This is a genomic window from Aeromonas sp. 160P (assembly GCF_055193095.1).
In genome coordinates this window covers 4,080,431-4,095,673 of record NZ_JBUXKV010000001.1, presented here as the reverse complement: position 1 = coordinate 4,095,673, position 15,243 = coordinate 4,080,431, and the positions used below count along the sequence as shown (strand labels likewise).

The window sequence follows — 15,243 nt, the reverse complement described above, 5'->3', positions numbered from 1 at the left end:
TCAACATAACCCGTTCATTCTGGCGCTATTAGTCCTTTGCAATAAAACAACGGTCATTCAAGTCGCTCGATTTATCCCCCAAGCCCTTTGCCGGGTATCGCTGCCGTGACTTGCAGGGTATTGGATTACGAGCTGGGGTGGCACCATGATGTTTAAGTTTTTAATGTTTTTATATGGCTTTGCAGTCTGGCTAACCGACAGCGGGACGGGGGATCAATAAAGTAGCGGCCACAATCACACGCAGAGCACATAACAATGAAAAACCTCTCGACCCTACAAACCACACAAGAAAAGGCCGCCCTGCTGGGCGGCCAACAAATTGCCGGTATGCCGCTCTTTATATTTCTCGGGCTGGCGACCTGCGTTCTATTTTCCGGCTGGAATGGCTCCTTGCCCCTTGGCATGGTTGGTGCGCTGGCACTGATGTTCGTGCTGGGCACCCTGCTGACTGAGCTGGGTGAGCGAATCATGCCGATCCGCGAATATCTGGGGGGCGGCACCATTCTCGCCATCTTTGGCGGCGCCGCCCTGTTTGAATATCAGCTGCTGCCGGTGCAGGCGGGGCAGGTCATCACCAACTTCATGAAGGAGGGGGGCTTTCTCAACTTCTTTATCGCCAGTCTGGTGACCGGCTCGGTTTTTGGCATGAGCAGTGCTCTGCTGAAAAATGCCGCCATGCGCTATCTGCCGGTGATCCTCGGCGGCGTGACATTGGCCTTGCTGAGTGTCGGCTTGGTCGGCTCCCTGATGGGTTATGGCTTCAAGAATGCCGTGCTGCTGATTGGCCTGCCGATCATGGGCGGTGGCATGGGGGCGGGGGCGGTGCCACTGGTCGAAATCCTCTCCGGCCCGATGCAGATGTCCAGCGCCGATCTGTTGTCACGGATGGTGCCAGCGGTGGTGATCGCCAATACCCTGGCGATTCTGGTGGGCTCCCTGCTGGCACGGCTCGGTCGCCGTTACCCCTCCCTGACCGGCAACGGCAAGCTGATGATCAAGGATAATGGCGAGAGCCTTGCTGACGAGCAGGTGGAAGCACCGACCCTGCAGAGTCTGGGGATGGGGCTCTTTATCAGCTCCAGCATGTTCGTGTTGGGCTCCCTGCTCGGCAACTTTATCCCCATGCACCCCTTCGCCCTGATGATCCTGGCAGTTGCCTTTATCAAGGTGAGCGGCGTGCTGCCGCGCCGTTATGAGCAGGCGGCGGCCGACTGGTATCAGTTCGTGGTGAGCAACCTTACCCCCTCCCTGCTGGTGGGGATCGGTGTCGCCTACACCAGTATTCCTGAGCTGATTAGCGCCTTCTCCATCAGCTACTTCGTGCTGGTCATGGTCACCGTAATTGGTGGCGCCCTCGGTGCGGCGCTGGTGGGCCGGATAATCGGTTTCTATCCCATCGAGGCGGCCATTACCGGCGGACTCTGCATGGCCAACATGGGCGGCACCGGTGATGTGGCGGTGCTCTCGGCGGCCCAGCGGATGAAGCTGATGCCGTTTGCCCAGATCTCCTCTCGTCTTGGCGGTGCCGTGATGCTGATTTTAGCCACCGCCCTTATCTCTCTTCTCGCGTGATCCCCGGATACAGGAAACAGACATGAACGACATCATGATGGGCACCAGCCTGCCTTATGCAGAACGCAAGCGCCAAGGTGTGCGCGGTCGCATGCCCCACAAAGAGGAGTCCCTCTCCCAGCAGCGGCGCCGGATCTACCGCTTGGTCAGCGCCATGCAGAGCCCGTTCGATCAGCACCTGCTGCTGCGCCAGCTACAGGAGGACAACCCGGTGCTGTTCTACGATCTGGTGCGCCACCACCTGCCGGAACTGCTGCCGATCATCTACACCCCGGTGGTGGGGGAGGCGTGCCAGCGTCACAGTGACCTCTATCTGCGCAGTCACGGCCTTTATCTCTCCTGGCATGATCGGGACGATCTCGACGACATCCTCGAGTCGGTGGAGCAGGAGGTGGACGTGATCGTCATCTCCGATGGCGAGCGGGTGTTGGGGCTCGGCGATCTCGGTATCGGCGGCATGGGGATCTGCATCGGCAAGCTGGCGCTTTACTCCGCTGCGGGCGGCATCAACCCGGCGCGCACCCTGCCGCTCTGTGTCGATGTGGGCACCAACAACCCCGAGCTGCTGGAGGATGACTCCTACCTTGGCTGGCAATCCCAGCGGATCGACGGCGAGAGCTATTACCACTTCATGGACCAGGTGGTGGCCGCCATTCGCAAGCGCTGGCCGCAGGTGGTGCTGCAGTTTGAAGATTTCGCCGGCAAGCACGCCGCCAACCTGCTGACCCGCTATCGGGACGAGCTCTGCATGTTCAACGACGACATTCAGGGCACGGCGGCGGTGGCTTCTGCCTGCGTGCTGGCCGGCTTGCAGCAGGCGGGCACCTCGTTGAGTGATGCCCCTGTGTTGATTGTGGGCGCAGGCTCTGCCGGTTGCGGCATCGCCGCCATGCTGGCCCAACTGGCGGGCAGTAGTGATGGGGTCTGGCTGTTTGATCAGGATGGGGTGGTTTGTGGCGATCGTCCCAACCTGACCCGCGCCCAGCAGCCCTTTGCCCGTGCCGTGCACGAGGCCAACAGCTCGCTGCTGGAGACCATCCTGCAGGTGCGTCCGGCGGTGCTGATCGGAGTGAGTGGCCAGGGCGGCCTCTTTACCCGCGAGGTGTTGCAGGGGATGGGGGAGGTGTGCGAGCAGCCGGTGATCCTGCCGCTCTCCAACCCGACCCGCAGCGCCGAGGCAACACCCGAGCAGGTGTGGGAAGCCACCGCAGGCCGCGCCCTGCTCGCCACCGGCAGCCCCTTTGCGCCGGTGACGGTGGTAGGTGAGCGACGGGTGGTCTCCCAGTGCAACAACGTCTATGTCTTCCCGGGCATTGGTCTGGGGGCCTGCGCGGTCAAGGCGCGCCGCATCAGCGATGGCATGTTGCTGGCCGCAGTGCGGGCGGTCGGCGCCTATCCGTTGCTGGCGGGCCGACTGCTGCCCCCCATCGAACAGGTCGGGGAGGTGGCCCGGGCGGTCGCCAGCGCGGTGGCGCTGGTTGCCCGTGAGGAGGGATTGGCCGATTTTAGTGGCGATCCGGCACCTTTGATTGACCAGACCTGGTGGCATCCGCACTATTGGGTTGCATCCTGACGTTTTAAGGTTCTTGCATGAAACTTCGCCATCAGCTGGTCGCCCTTTCGCTCGGGCTCTCCCTGCTGCTGATCCTCATTTTGGGCAGCCTGCTGGCCCTCTTTATCCGCCATCTGCTGGAGAGCAACCTGCAGGAGAAGGGGAGCGATCTGGCCCGGATCATGGCGGCCGACAGCCGGGTGGTAGCCGCCTTGCGCGAGGGCGGTGATCCTACTCTGCGGGATTATATAGAGGGCGTAAGTAGCCGCACCGACGCCACCTATATGGTGGTGACCGACGAACATGGTCGTCGTCTCAGCCATCCCAATGCCGAGTTGGTGGGGCTGAAATTCCGTGGTGAGGATATCTGGCCTGCACTGCATGAGCGGAGCAGTTATTGCTCCAAGGCTCGGGGCACCATGGGGCTGGCGATCCGCTGCTTCTCGCCGGTGCTGGGGGCGGATGGCCGCACCATGGGGGCTGTGGTGGTCGGCTATTTGATGCAGCAGGTAGAGGGCATCTACATGGAGCGGGTGGCCCTGCTCATCAGCGCCATAGTAGCGGTGCTGGGGTGTGGCCTGTTGCTGGCGCTCTGGGTGCAATACCTGCTGCGCAAGACCCTGCTCGATCTGGAGCCAGAGACCATTGTGCGCCGCTTCACCCTGCAGGATCTGGTACTGGAGCACATCACCGAAGGGGTGATTGCCCTCGATAGTCGCGGCAACATCAACATGATCAACAGTACCGCCAGCTATCAGTTACGGCTGCCGGCCACCGGGCGTCACGCTCTGCAGGGGCAGTCGCTGGCGGAGCTGGTGCCGCCGCTCGCCCCCTGTCTGGATCAGGAAGCCGGGGAGGTGAGTTTCACCATTCAGGGGGAATCCTTCGTTGGTCGCTGGCAGGCGGTGCAGGGCAAGGTACCGGGTCGGCTGTTGATCTTCAGCCGTCCGGAGGTGGCCGCCAGTCTGGGGGTGCAGGTGACCCACTTGCGTCAGTATGCCGAGATGCTGCGGATGCAGAGCCACGAGTTTGCCAACAAGCTGAGCAGCCTCTCCGGCTTGTTGCAGCTGGGTCACGTAGATCAGGCGGTAGAGCTGATCCAGCAGGAGAACGAAGCGTGCCAGACCATGCTGCAGGAGTTGCTGCGGCTGATCGACAACAAGCCGGTGGCAGGGCTTATTCTTGGCAAGTTCAGCCGGGCCCGCGAGCTGGGGGTGACCCTGGAACTCGATCCCGATTCGGCGCTGGCGGAGTATCCGGCCTCGGTCTCGGCCGATCTCATCACGCTCATTGGCAACCTGCTGGATAACGGCTTGCAGGCGGCCTGGCGTAATCGGCAACAGCGGCCGCCCCGGGTGTTGTTGTCCCTCTGCGATGTGGGGCGACGGCTAGTGATCGAGGTGGAGGACAGCGGCGAGGGGGTTGACGAGGAGCTGGCTGATCATCTGTTTGATTACGGGGTGAGCCGCCAGAGCGGTGATCACGGGGTTGGCCTGTTCCTGGTCAAGGAGACCGTGGGGCGACGTGAGGGTGTGATAGAATGGCGACGAACCGCCGAGCAGACCACCCTGTTTGGTATCTACTTGAATAAAAACCAATTAATGTGAGCCATGGACCCAATAATCACGCTTGTTATTGAAGATGACGATCGGATCGGTGCCATCTTGGCAGAGTTGGTGGCGGCTACGTCAGGCTTCGCGCTGCTGGGCCGGGCCGGTACCTTGGCCCAGGCCGATGCCATGATGGCCGGTGCGGTGCCCCAACTGCTGCTGGTGGATGTCTCTTTGCCCGACGGCTCCGGCCTTGAGTGGGTGAGCCGTCTGCGCAGCCACAACCGCGAAGCCTACGTCATCATGGTGACCGCCTCGCGGGATGTAGAGACCATCCAGCAGGCCCTCAATCTGGGGGTTCATGACTACGTCATCAAGCCGCTGCGGCTGTTTCGCATCCAGCAGAGTCTGGACGAGATCCTGCAACTGCACCGCAAGCTGGGTGAACGGGGACGGCTGGAGCAGGAAGATCTCGACAAGCTGTTGGGCAAAGGTGGCCGCTCCCAGCCCAAGGAGGTGCGTATCACCCCCAAGGGGATCGACAGCATCACCCTGCGGCAGGTGCTGGATCTGCTGGCCGGTGAGCCGGACAACGTCTTCTCCACCGACACGGTGGCGCTGCGACTGTCCCTCAGTCGCACCACGGCGCGCCGTTATCTGGAGTATCTGGAGTCGGAAGACCGGGTCGATGTGGATCTCAACTACGGTCAGCGGGGGCGGCCGGAGCGGCGCTATCGCTGGCGTCGGGCGGGTTGAGTCGCCATATAGAAACAACAAGGGAGCCAGTGGCTCCCTTGTTGTTTTCAGCGGTTTGCCGATCAGGCGGCATGCCGCACCGGTTGAGGGGCGCGTTTTTTCAGCTGAGAGATCATCACTCCGCCCAAAATGAGCCCGCCACCCAGCAGATGGTAGCCATGGATTGGCTCCCCCAGACTGATGACGGCGATCAGTGCAGTACAGAGTGGCAACAGGTTCATAAAGACCGAAGTCCGCTCAGCCCCCATACAAGCGAGGCCGCGCATCCAACAATAAGCCGCCAGCAGGGACGACGCGAGCCCGGCAAACAGCACCAGTCCCCACCCTTGGGCCGGTACAACCAGCGAGTCGGCGCTGAGGGCCACCGGCACCAGCAGTAACACCGCCAGCAGGATCTGCATATAGAGGTTAAGCCAGGGGCCGAACGGCAGTTGCCAGCGGCGGATCAGCAGGCCGTAGAGGGCATAGCTGGCAGCACCGAGCAGCATCATGCCATCCCCCGGGTTGATGCCGTTGTGCAGCAGTGCCAGCGGTTGCCCCTGACCGAGCAGCCAGAGCACGCCGAACAGGGAGATGACCATGCCCAGCAGGGCTTGCTTGCCGGGGCGTTGACCGAAGAAGAGGGCACTCAGTAACAGGGTGAGCAGCGGCACCAGCGAGCCGATCACCCCCATATTGGTAGCCGAGGTGCTGTGGGCGGCGTAATAGGCCAGACACTGGAACAACACCATGCCGAGCGCCGCCAGCACCAGCAGTTTGCCAAACCAGGGGCGGATTTCGCTGCGGCGGCGCCACAGTTGGGGCAAACAGAAGGGGGTCAGTACCAGCGCGGCGATCACCCAGCGGTAAAAGGAGATGGCGGCGGGATCGAGCACGCTGGCGGCGGCCTTGGAAACCACGGTATTGGTAGCCCAGATCAGCACGGCCGTCAGCGGAAAGAGAAGGGGGGAAAAGATTCGCATCAGAGGCTCCTTATAAACAGGGAGCCAAGTCTACCCTTGTCTTTATATTATCAAGTAGCGTAAAACAGACAGATGACCCAGCAGAAAAGACAACTCTTTCTGATGCACCCTAGTTCGGCCCAACAGCATTGGTTTTGCCCGCAGCTTATTGCTGCCTGTTATCTGTGCCAGAGCCTGTGCCAAGAGGGATTTGTATCGCGCTCTCTATCCCTCTCGCTGGTAAGGAACACTGATGGCAACCCACCACTTTAATCCGGCAAATGTCGATCTGCCTGAGCCCAATCCGCTTTATTTCAGTTACCAGCAGATGTTGGCTGACAGCGCGACCGTGCTGCACTCCCACCCCTGGGGCCAGCTCAACATGATCAGCTTGGGGATCATGGAGATAGTGCTGGGGGAGCAGCGGCTGGTGGCGCCGGCCGACTACCTGATCTGGGTGCCGGCGGATCTGGAGCACACCTCCTACAACGAGCAGGCCCTCGACTACACCTCCATCTATGTCAGCCACCAGCTGGCGGCCAAGTTGCCGCCAGAGCCAAGATTGCTGCTGCTCACCCCCCTTATCCGCGCCCTGCTGGCCGATTTTTGTGAACGCCAGATAGGCCATATGGGGGATGCCTGGGATCAGCATCAGGCCGAGTTACTGGTGGAGCGGCTGGCGCGCACCCGCTGTCAGGAGAGCTACCTGCCGATGAGTCAGGACAAGCTGCTGGCGCCCATGCTGGCGGTGCTGCACGGCGATCCTGCCGATCCCCGCACCTTAGCGCAGTGGGCCGGGCAGTTGCATACCACCGAGCGCACCTTGGCGCGGCGCTGCCTGCGGGAGCTGGGGATGAGTTTTGGCCAGTGGCGGGTGCGCTTGCGACTGCTCAAGGCGCTGGCCTGGCTCAAGGGAGACATGCCGATTCAGGAGATCAGCTGGCGGCTCGGTTACAGCTCTACCTCGGCCTTTATTGCCATGTTCAACCGGGCGCTGGGGTGCTCGCCGCAACGTTATCGCCTACAGTCTGCCGGGCGCCATCCACAGGTAGTGGTGGGTAAACCCGCAGATGGGATGCTAACATATTGATGCTATTAATATTTGATTGAGGTTAATGGTTCTTTCAGGTTCCTTCATGATGGCTGGCACAGCTCATTGCGGGTCAATAATGAAGGGATGCATCCATAAAGGTGTGATGGGGTCAGCATGGCCAGGTTCAGTTCCCGTTTTACCGATTCATTGTTCTGGTCTCTGCTGATGCTGACCGGCTGTTGTATCTTGCTGTTCGAGTTTGGTCCGGAGCGGGTACTGGATATCAAGGCGTGGCCACTCTCGATCACAGTGCAGCAGGACGCGGACGCTGCGCCGGGGTCGGCCCGTTATGCGCCGTCTGCGGCTGGCCATCCCGGGGTGGAATGTCTCTTGTCTGCCCGCCAGGAAAGCTATCCTGGCTGCGGCCTTATCCTCACACTGACCTCCCCGGCGCAGGGGATCAATCTTGCCCGGTTTGGCACGCTGCGGGTGCGTCTGGGGTTTACCGGGAAGGGTGAGCAGGATTGGCGTTTTTACCTGCGCAACTATAGCCCGGAGTACAATCCTCCCGGTGATCCGTTGGCACCCAAATTCAACGAGATCATCTTCCGTCAGGCGGATTACGGTAAGACCCATGAGGTTCCGCTGGATGTCTTTACCCCGGCGACCTGGTGGATCAAGCGTTACAATGTGCCACTGCATCAGCAGGGGGCGAATCTGAATCGGGTCTATGCCATCGAGGTGGTCGCGGGTTCAGATATGCTACCTGGCAAGCACGGGGTAGTGGTCGAAGAGCTGCAGTTTCATGGCCCCTGGCTTGATGCCACCCTCTTTTACCGGCTGATCCTGCTGGTCTGGTTTCTCTATGGCTGTGCGGTCTTTGTCATCCATCACCTCTCGATGACCCGGCGCTTGCAGCATGAACATCAGGCCCGACTGGAGATGGAGGCCCTTAACCTCACCCTGAGCGAAGAGAGCCGCAGATCCCGTGAGGCGGCCTGTTATGATCCGCTGACCGGCGCGCTCAACCGGTTGGGTGGTGAACGTTTGTTAGCCGAGATAGACGAGCTGGCCTGCTCCTTTATCTATCTCGATGTGGATCACTTCAAGCAGATCAACGACACCCATGGCCACCCGGTGGGGGATGAGGTGCTCAAGCATCTGGTGAGCGAGATCCTGCGTCACTGTGATGCACTCTGCCATCTGGTGCGCTGGGGTGGGGAGGAGTTCGTGCTGGTCTGCTTCCATTACGATAGACTGCGAGCCGCCAGCTTGGCCGAGCGGCTGCGGGTCGTGCTGGCCGCCTATCCCCATTGGCCTTCAGGCTTGCGGGTCACCGCTTCGTTCGGGGTGGCCGAGCGTGCAGGGGATCCGCTGGAGCTGTTACTCAAGCGCGCCGATGAGGCGCTCTATCAGGCCAAAAAGCGGGGCCGCAACCGGGTGGAAGTGAACTGACCGCAGTGCCGCCAACCGCCGAAAAATCAATGAATGCGAGAGAGCAAGATGACAAAACAATCGATCGGGGCGCTGACCCTGCTGGTGGCCGACTACGACCAGGCCATCGGCTTTTTTACCGAAGGGCTCGGCTTTGAGCTACTGGAAGATACCCGCCTTGATGAGCCGGGCAAACCGGGCAAGCGCTGGGTGCGGGTTGCCCCCAAAGGCGCCCCCGGCTCTGCACTGCTGCTGGCTCGCGCTGCCAACCCGCAGCAGCAGGCCGCCATCGGCCAGCAGGGCGGCGGCCGGGTCTTCCTGTTTCTCGAGACCGATGACTTCTGGGGGGATTACCAGCGGATGCAGGCGTACGGTGTTCATTTTTGTGAACAACCCCGCGACGAGCCCTACGGCATGGTGGTGGTGTTCGAGGATATCAGTGGCAACCGCTGGGACCTGCTGCAACTCACTGCTGCCAACTGAATCTGAAAACCTTTATCATCCCGCCTGTCATAAAGTCATAAAAGTGTCACAGAAAGTTCTAATAATTGGCGCACCCATCTTCACACAGGAGAGAGAAGGGATATGGCTAAGCGAATTCTGGTGGTCGAGGACGAAGCACCGATCCGCGAAATGCTCTGCTTTGTGCTGGAGCAGAAGGGATATGAGACGATTGAAGCGGAAGATTACGCTGATGGACTGGCGAAGGTGTGCGAACCCTACCCCGAACTCATCGTGCTGGACTGGATGATGCCGGGCGGCAGCGGCATCCAGTTTATCAAGCAGCTCAAGCAGGATGAGGTGACTCGCCAGATCCCGGTGGTGATGCTCACCGCCCGTGGTGAAGAGGAGGACAAGGTACGTGGTCTGGAGGCCGGTGCCGACGACTACATCACCAAGCCGTTCTCTCCCAAGGAGCTGACCGCTCGCCTCCATGCGGTGATGCGCCGCGTGTCGCCCACTTCGGTGGACGAGGTGATCGAGGTGCAGGGGCTGAAGCTGGATCCTGTCTCCCACCGGGTCAGTGCCGAAGAGAAGGCGCTCGACATGGGGCCGACCGAATTCAAGCTGTTGCACTTCTTCATGACCCACCCCGAGCGGGTCTACAGCCGTGAACAGCTGCTCAATAATGTCTGGGGTACCAATGTGTACGTCGAGGACAGAACCGTGGATGTGCATATTCGTCGCCTGCGCAAGGCGATCGAAGAGACAGGGCACGACAGATTGATCCAGACGGTGCGTGGAGCCGGATACCGCTTCTCAACCCGTCTCTAGGGGCAGTTATGTTGCAACCTTACGCCTGGCGGCGACAGTTGTGGCGGGTGGTGTTCTTCTATACGCCGTTCGCATTGGTTGGTTGGTTGATTGATCACCTTCCGCTCTGCTTGCTGGTAGCCGCTGTGCTGCATCTGGGCTGGCACTACCGTTTCCAGAAGCGGCTATCTGACTGGCTGTGGCACGATCGCAGCCTGGTGCCCCCCAGCGGCAGTGGCAGCTGGGAGTACATCTTCAACGGTATTTACAAGTTGCAGCAGCGTCACCGCGCCCGACGCCGCGAGCTGGCGGGGTTGATCCGCCGCTTTCGGGAGGGGGCCGAGGCCTTGCCCGATGCCGCCGTGGTGTTTCGCACCGACGGCAGCATCCTCTGGTGCAACCGGTTGGCGGAGCAGCTGCTCGGTTTTCGCTGGCCGGAGGATTCTGGTCAACATATCGGCAACCTCATTCGCAATCCGGCCTTTAACGCCTATCTGGGCAAGGGGGCGTATGACGAGCCGCTGGAGATGCACTCCCCGATTAACGAGGAGAAGTTTCTCGAGTTTCGGATCATGCCCTACGCCTCGGATCAGGCGATGCTGGTGGTGCGGGATGTCACTCGCTTGCGCAGCCTCGAGAAGACTCGCAAACACTTTGTCTCCAACGTCTCCCACGAGTTGCGCACGCCGCTTACCGTGCTCAAGGGGTATTTGGAAATGACGGCGGAGATGGCCGAGGAACCGCTCTCGCCCGCCATGTGGGCCAAGGCACACCGGGTGATGATGGAGCAGACCATCCGGATGGATAATCTGGTCAATCAGCTGCTGATGTTGTCGCGCATCGAGGCCGCGCCCACCGTGGATCTCTCCCATCTGGTGGACATGCCCGCCATGCTGGGGCTGCTGGAGCAGGAGGCGCGGGCGCTGTCGGGGGATCGGACCCACCAGATCGAATTTATGGTACAGCCTGACCTGCTGGTGCGCGGGGATCAGGAGCAGATGCGCAGCGCCGTCTCCAACCTGGTCTACAACGCCATTCACTACACCCCGGCGGGGCGCAAGATCACGGTGGAGTGGCGCAAGCAGGGGGCGATGGCGCTGTTTGCCGTGAGCGATGAGGGGGAGGGAATCGCCCCCGAGCATCTGGCGCGGCTGACCGAGCGTTTTTATCGGGTCGACAAGGCCCGTTCCCGCCACACCGGTGGCTCCGGGCTCGGTCTTGCCATCGTCAAGCACGCCCTCAGCCATCATGACTGTCAGCTCGATATCGAGAGCCGGGTCGGCCTTGGCAGTCGCTTCAGCTTTCTCATTCCGGGTCGCATGGTGGTGATCAAATAGTCTTTTATGGCAATGGGTTAGCTTCAACAAGAGGGCCACTGAATGTGGCCCTCTTTTCATTTGTTCGAATCTGTCGCTATGTCATTAAAGTGTCACATTAAATCCATAAATTTGTCACTGCCAGGTCAGATACTGGCGCCGTCTTAAGAGCAGACCTTCTGCCATGTTGGCCAGAGGAGCCTGAATGAAACGCAACGATCTGATTGACTGACTCAGTCGGGTTGACCATCACAAGACAGTGTTAATCGGCGCCATGTATTGGCAATAACCTTCTGTCATTTTTGATAGAGGGGACAGAATGAAACTCAAGGCAGTCGCCTTCTGTAACTTTGGAGAGATTGGATGAAACTCAACAAACTGGCTGGTGTAATCGGATTCACCGCAGCAACCCTGTTTTCTGTCAGCGCTCTGGCTGCCGGTGTGGATAAAGATCTGCCGGATTACACTCCAACCAGCGGTATTTCGGGCAACCTATCCTCTGTCGGATCGGACACCCTGGCCAACATGATGACCTTTTGGGCCGAAGAATTTAAGCGTGTTTACCCCAACGTTAACGTGCAGATCCAGGCCGCCGGCTCTTCTACTGCGCCGACTGCCCTGACTGAAGGTGTTGCCCAGTTTGGCCCGATGAGCCGTGCCATGAAGGCCGGTGAAGAGGAAGCTTTCGAGAAGCGTTACGGCTACAAGCCGACCGCTATCCGCGTCGCGGTCGATGCGCTGGCGGTGTTCGTCAACAAGGACAACCCCATCAAAGGGCTGACCATGCAGCAGGTTGACGCTGTCTTCTCCAGCACTCTCAAGTGCGGCGAAGCCAAGGCAGCCACCAAGTGGTCTGATCTGGGTCTGGATGGCAACTGGTCTTCCAAGGATCTGCAACTGTTCGGTCGCAACTCGGTATCCGGCACCTACGGTTACTTCAAGGAGCACGCCCTGTGTAACGGCGACTTCAAGAGTGGCGTGAACGAGCAGCCGGGTTCTGCCTCCGTGGTGCAGTCTGTTTCTGCTTCCCTGAACGGCATCGGCTACTCAGGTATCGGTTATGTCACCTCCGGCGTGCGTGCAGTCCCGCTCTCCAAAGATGGCAAAACCTTCATTGACGCGACCTCTGACAACGCCATCACCGGCAAGTATCCGCTCTCCCGTTTCCTGTACGTTTATGTGAACAAGCATCCGAACAAGCCGCTTGCCCCGATGGAGCAAGAGTTTGTCAAAATGATCCTCTCCAAGGCGGGTCAGACCATAGTCGCCAAAGATGGCTATGTACCGGTGCCAGCCAAAGTGGTGCAGGCTGACCTGAAAAAGCTGGGCATCATCTAAGCGTCAGTTGCCTGCATGTTGTGATAAAGCGAGCCCCTAGCGGGCTCGTTTTGTTTTTGGCGATTATCATTTTTGTTAATAGCGTGAGCTGGCGGTTTTTACACCGGACGGGGGCGGGTTCTCTTGCGTCGCAGGGCGGCATTTCCGAGAATAGGACAACGTCACGGCAAAGGATCCCCTCATGATTGCGTCTCTCACCAAGTTTGGCCTGGTTGCCCTCTGCAGCTCCTTGCTGGTTGCCTGCGCCCAGTCACCCACCGGCCGCAGCCAGATGTTGCTCTACTCCCCCCAGCAGATGAGCCAGCTGGGCGCTGACTCCTTCGAGCAGATGAAGAAGCAGGAGAAGGTGAGCAAGGATGCCAAACTCAACGGTTATGTCTCTTGTGTCGCCAAGGCGGTGACCGCCCAGGTGCCTGCCAGCTACGGTATCACCAGCTGGGAAGTGGTGGTGTTTGACTCCAAGCAGGTCAACGCCTTCGCCCTGCCCGGTGGCAAGATCGGGGTCTACAGTGGCTTGCTCAAGGTGGCCAAGAATCAGGATCAACTCGCCACTGTTATTGGCCACGAGCTGACCCACGTATTGGCCCAGCACTCCAACGAGCGGCTATCTCGCAGCCAGCTGGCAGGTATTGGCTTGGCGGCAGCTGACATCGCCATGGGCACCAGCGAGTATCGCGGCGCCACCATGGCCGCTCTTGGCCTTGGGGTCGAGGTGGGGGTGATGCTGCCCTATGGCCGCACTCAAGAGAGCGAAGCCGACCGTTTGGGGCTGGAGCTGATGGCCCGTGCTGGTTTTAACCCTGCACAAGCGGTTCCCCTGTGGCAGAACATGAGTGCTGCTGCCGGTGGCAACGCGCCGCCACAGTTGCTTTCTACCCACCCCAGCAACGAGAACCGTATCGCGGAACTGCAGGCACAACAGGCGCAAGTGCAGCCGCTCTATGAGCAGGCTCGAGCTAACGGTCTGGTACCCCAATGCAAGGCATAAGCTTGCGCATGGCGCGCAGTGAAGATGCCGCCGCCATGACGGTGATGCAGCGAGCCAGCTGGCTCGCGGCTTATGGTCAGGTGCTCGGCGCTGACATGCTGGAGCAGCTCGATGTCACCGCTCATCTGCAGATCTGGCAGAGCCGTCTGGCAGAGTCGGGCCCAAGGCCCATGCTGCTCTGTCTCGATGAGGTGGTGGTTGGCCTGCTCTATTGGCAACCGCTGCAGGAAGCGGGGCAGACCCGTGCCCTGATCCGCGCATTTTACCTTCACCCTGATCACTGGCGGCAAGGCTACGGCAAGCGGCTGTGGCAGACGGTGGCGATGCAGATGCGCCGCGCCGGTTGCCATAGCGTCAAGTTATGGCTGCTCGACGGTAACCACATTGGCGAGGGGTTCTACCTGCGCCGCGGTTTCGTCTTTGACGGTGAGGAGCGCACCCTGACAAGCCTCGGGCACGCTTGTCTGCAGCGACAAATGAGCCGTTTGCTCTGAGCACTCTCCTGTTTTTCGCCCCCGGTCACTTTATTTTTTTTGCGAATTAATACAATGTCACCCCAGAACAGATCGGGATAAACACGGGCTGACAAGGGAGTGCTGGCATGTATTACGGCTTTGATATCGGTGGAACCAAGATTGCCTTTGCGGTGTATGACGGCGGGTTGAACCTCTGCCATGAAGAGCGCATGAGCACCCCGGGCAACGATTACGAAGGGTTGCAGCAGCTGATCCACTCTCGGGTCGAGCAGGCAGATACCCGCTTCGGCGCCAGAGGCTCGGTTGGCATCGGTTTTCCAGGCATCATCAACAGTCATGACCACAGCATAGTGGCGGCCAATTTGCCCTCCATCAATGGTCGTCATCTCGGCGCCGACTTGGCGGAGCTGCTAGAGCGACCGGTCAAGGTTGAGAACGATGCCAACTGCTTCCTCTGGTCCGAAGTGCATCAGGGCGCTGCCGACGGTGCAGGCAGTGCGCTCGGTGTCACCATCGGCACCGGGATCGGCGGCGCCGTCTATCTGGCAGGCACGCTGATCCAGGGCCGCAACTGGCTGGCTGGCGAGATTGGCCACTACCCCTTGCCCGCCACCATGCTGATGAAGTATCCCGACTTGCCCCGTCCCCGTTGCGGCTGCGGCCGTCTGGTCTGTTTTGAAACCTATGCTTCCGGCACCGGTCTGGAGCGTCTCTATCACCATTTTCATGGCCAGCGTGCCACGGGTCACCAGATTGTGGGGCGTTTCGAGGCCCATGAGCCCCATGCGGTCGCGACCGTCGATTGCTGGCTAGAGATCATGGCCGCCGGGCTTGCCACCGCTATCTCGGTGATTGATCCCGAGGTGGTGGTGTTGGGGGGTGGCCTGAGCGGCCTGCCCGCCCTCTATGAACAGTTGCCGCTGCGCCTGCCGGGCCATTTGCTGCCCGGTGTTGCCCTGCCCGAAATCCGCCAGGCCCGCTTTGGCGGCGCCGGTGGTGTGCGCGGCGCAGCCTTGCTCAATCTATGAGATCA

14 protein-coding genes are annotated in these 15,243 nt (G+C 60.3%); 13 read left to right on the top strand and 1 reads right to left on the bottom strand.

The features are described 5' to 3' along the window. Positions 1 to 255: 255 nt before the first annotated feature. Genes ACY8FN_RS18980 through ACY8FN_RS18965 form a run of 4 tightly spaced genes read left to right on the top strand, consistent with a single transcriptional unit; the run spans position 256 to position 5,430 of the window. A complete protein-coding gene (locus ACY8FN_RS18980) occupies positions 256 to 1,572 on the top strand; it encodes a 2-hydroxycarboxylate transporter family protein (protein WP_101323899.1) in 1,317 nt (438 codons plus the stop codon). 22 nt (positions 1,573 to 1,594) lie between these two features. Continuing rightward, positions 1,595 to 3,145 (top strand): oxaloacetate-decarboxylating malate dehydrogenase, encoded by a 1,551-nt coding sequence (maeA, locus tag ACY8FN_RS18975; RefSeq protein WP_463100905.1) that lies wholly within the window; start codon positions 1,595 to 1,597, stop codon positions 3,143 to 3,145. 17 nt (positions 3,146 to 3,162) lie between these two features. After that, the gene (locus ACY8FN_RS18970) at positions 3,163 to 4,731 is read left to right on the top strand and encodes an ATP-binding protein (protein WP_101319135.1); all 1,569 of its coding nucleotides are present in this window, start codon (positions 3,163 to 3,165) and stop codon (positions 4,729 to 4,731) included. 3 nt (positions 4,732 to 4,734) lie between these two features. Further along, the gene (locus tag ACY8FN_RS18965) at positions 4,735 to 5,430 is read left to right on the top strand and encodes a response regulator (RefSeq protein WP_042020115.1); all 696 of its coding nucleotides are present in this window, start codon (positions 4,735 to 4,737) and stop codon (positions 5,428 to 5,430) included. Between the two features lie 62 nt (positions 5,431 to 5,492). Here ACY8FN_RS18965 and ACY8FN_RS18960 read toward each other — a convergent pair whose 3' ends face one another. Next, a complete protein-coding gene (locus ACY8FN_RS18960) occupies positions 5,493 to 6,392 on the bottom strand; it encodes a DMT family transporter (RefSeq protein WP_463100904.1) in 900 nt (299 codons plus the stop codon). 232 nt (positions 6,393 to 6,624) lie between these two features. Here ACY8FN_RS18960 and ACY8FN_RS18955 point away from each other — a divergent pair, with 232 nt between their 5' ends. From ACY8FN_RS18955 to ACY8FN_RS18915, 9 genes are all read left to right on the top strand, one after another. Continuing rightward, positions 6,625 to 7,461: a helix-turn-helix transcriptional regulator gene (locus ACY8FN_RS18955; protein ID WP_463100903.1), complete on the top strand. Its 837-nt coding sequence runs from the start codon at positions 6,625 to 6,627 to the stop codon at positions 7,459 to 7,461. A gap of 117 nt (positions 7,462 to 7,578) precedes the next feature. After that, positions 7,579 to 8,859: a GGDEF domain-containing protein gene (locus ACY8FN_RS18950; RefSeq protein WP_463100902.1), complete on the top strand. Its 1,281-nt coding sequence runs from the start codon at positions 7,579 to 7,581 to the stop codon at positions 8,857 to 8,859. A 48-nt stretch (positions 8,860 to 8,907) separates the two neighbouring features. Next, positions 8,908 to 9,321 carry a VOC family protein gene (locus tag ACY8FN_RS18945; protein ID WP_463100901.1) on the top strand — a complete coding sequence of 138 codons (414 nt, stop codon included), beginning with the start codon at positions 8,908 to 8,910 and terminating at the stop codon, positions 9,319 to 9,321. A 102-nt stretch (positions 9,322 to 9,423) separates the two neighbouring features. Next, on the top strand, positions 9,424 to 10,113 hold the full coding sequence (gene phoB, locus ACY8FN_RS18940) for a phosphate regulon transcriptional regulator PhoB (protein ID WP_042020121.1): 690 nt from the start codon (positions 9,424 to 9,426) through the stop codon (positions 10,111 to 10,113). An 8-nt stretch (positions 10,114 to 10,121) separates the two neighbouring features. Continuing rightward, positions 10,122 to 11,429 (top strand): phosphate regulon sensor histidine kinase PhoR, encoded by a 1,308-nt coding sequence (gene phoR / locus ACY8FN_RS18935; RefSeq protein ID WP_303845797.1) that lies wholly within the window; start codon positions 10,122 to 10,124, stop codon positions 11,427 to 11,429. A 342-nt stretch (positions 11,430 to 11,771) separates the two neighbouring features. Continuing rightward, complete coding sequence (locus ACY8FN_RS18930) at positions 11,772 to 12,746, top strand: PstS family phosphate ABC transporter substrate-binding protein (protein ID WP_101319145.1); 975 nt, start codon at positions 11,772 to 11,774, stop codon at positions 12,744 to 12,746. Positions 12,747 to 12,927: 181 nt separating this feature from the next. Further along, complete coding sequence (locus ACY8FN_RS18925) at positions 12,928 to 13,734, top strand: M48 family metallopeptidase (protein WP_068976776.1); 807 nt, start codon at positions 12,928 to 12,930, stop codon at positions 13,732 to 13,734. Next, positions 13,722 to 14,228 (top strand): N-acetyltransferase family protein, encoded by a 507-nt coding sequence (locus tag ACY8FN_RS18920; RefSeq protein ID WP_463100900.1) that lies wholly within the window; start codon positions 13,722 to 13,724, stop codon positions 14,226 to 14,228. Before ACY8FN_RS18925 ends, ACY8FN_RS18920 begins: the two co-directional genes overlap by 13 nt. Before the next feature lie 107 nt (positions 14,229 to 14,335). Continuing rightward, a complete protein-coding gene (locus ACY8FN_RS18915; protein ID WP_463100899.1) occupies positions 14,336 to 15,238 on the top strand; it encodes an ROK family protein in 903 nt (300 codons plus the stop codon). Positions 15,239 to 15,243: the final 5 nt, after the last annotated feature.

Bases quoted from the DNA above. Each gene is read 5' to 3' on its own strand.
- ACY8FN_RS18920 (WP_463100900.1), top strand. From the start codon at position 13,722: ATGCAAGGCATAAGCTTGCGCATGGCGCGCAGTGAAGATGCCGCCGCC.
- ACY8FN_RS18960 (WP_463100904.1), bottom strand. From the start codon at position 6,392: ATGCGAATCTTTTCCCCCCTTCTCTTTCCGCTGACGGCCGTGCTGATC.
- ACY8FN_RS18980 (WP_101323899.1), top strand. From the start codon at position 256: ATGAAAAACCTCTCGACCCTACAAACCACACAAGAAAAGGCCGCCCTG.
- phoB (WP_042020121.1), top strand. From the start codon at position 9,424: ATGGCTAAGCGAATTCTGGTGGTCGAGGACGAAGCACCGATCCGCGAA.
- ACY8FN_RS18955 (WP_463100903.1), top strand. From the start codon at position 6,625: ATGGCAACCCACCACTTTAATCCGGCAAATGTCGATCTGCCTGAGCCC.
- ACY8FN_RS18925 (WP_068976776.1), top strand. From the start codon at position 12,928: ATGATTGCGTCTCTCACCAAGTTTGGCCTGGTTGCCCTCTGCAGCTCC.
- phoR (WP_303845797.1), top strand. From the start codon at position 10,122: ATGTTGCAACCTTACGCCTGGCGGCGACAGTTGTGGCGGGTGGTGTTC.
- ACY8FN_RS18965 (WP_042020115.1), top strand. From the start codon at position 4,735: ATGGACCCAATAATCACGCTTGTTATTGAAGATGACGATCGGATCGGT.
- maeA (WP_463100905.1), top strand. From the start codon at position 1,595: ATGAACGACATCATGATGGGCACCAGCCTGCCTTATGCAGAACGCAAG.
- ACY8FN_RS18945 (WP_463100901.1), top strand. From the start codon at position 8,908: ATGACAAAACAATCGATCGGGGCGCTGACCCTGCTGGTGGCCGACTAC.
- ACY8FN_RS18950 (WP_463100902.1), top strand. From the start codon at position 7,579: ATGGCCAGGTTCAGTTCCCGTTTTACCGATTCATTGTTCTGGTCTCTG.
- ACY8FN_RS18930 (WP_101319145.1), top strand. From the start codon at position 11,772: ATGAAACTCAACAAACTGGCTGGTGTAATCGGATTCACCGCAGCAACC.
- ACY8FN_RS18970 (WP_101319135.1), top strand. From the start codon at position 3,163: ATGAAACTTCGCCATCAGCTGGTCGCCCTTTCGCTCGGGCTCTCCCTG.
- ACY8FN_RS18915 (WP_463100899.1), top strand. From the start codon at position 14,336: ATGTATTACGGCTTTGATATCGGTGGAACCAAGATTGCCTTTGCGGTG.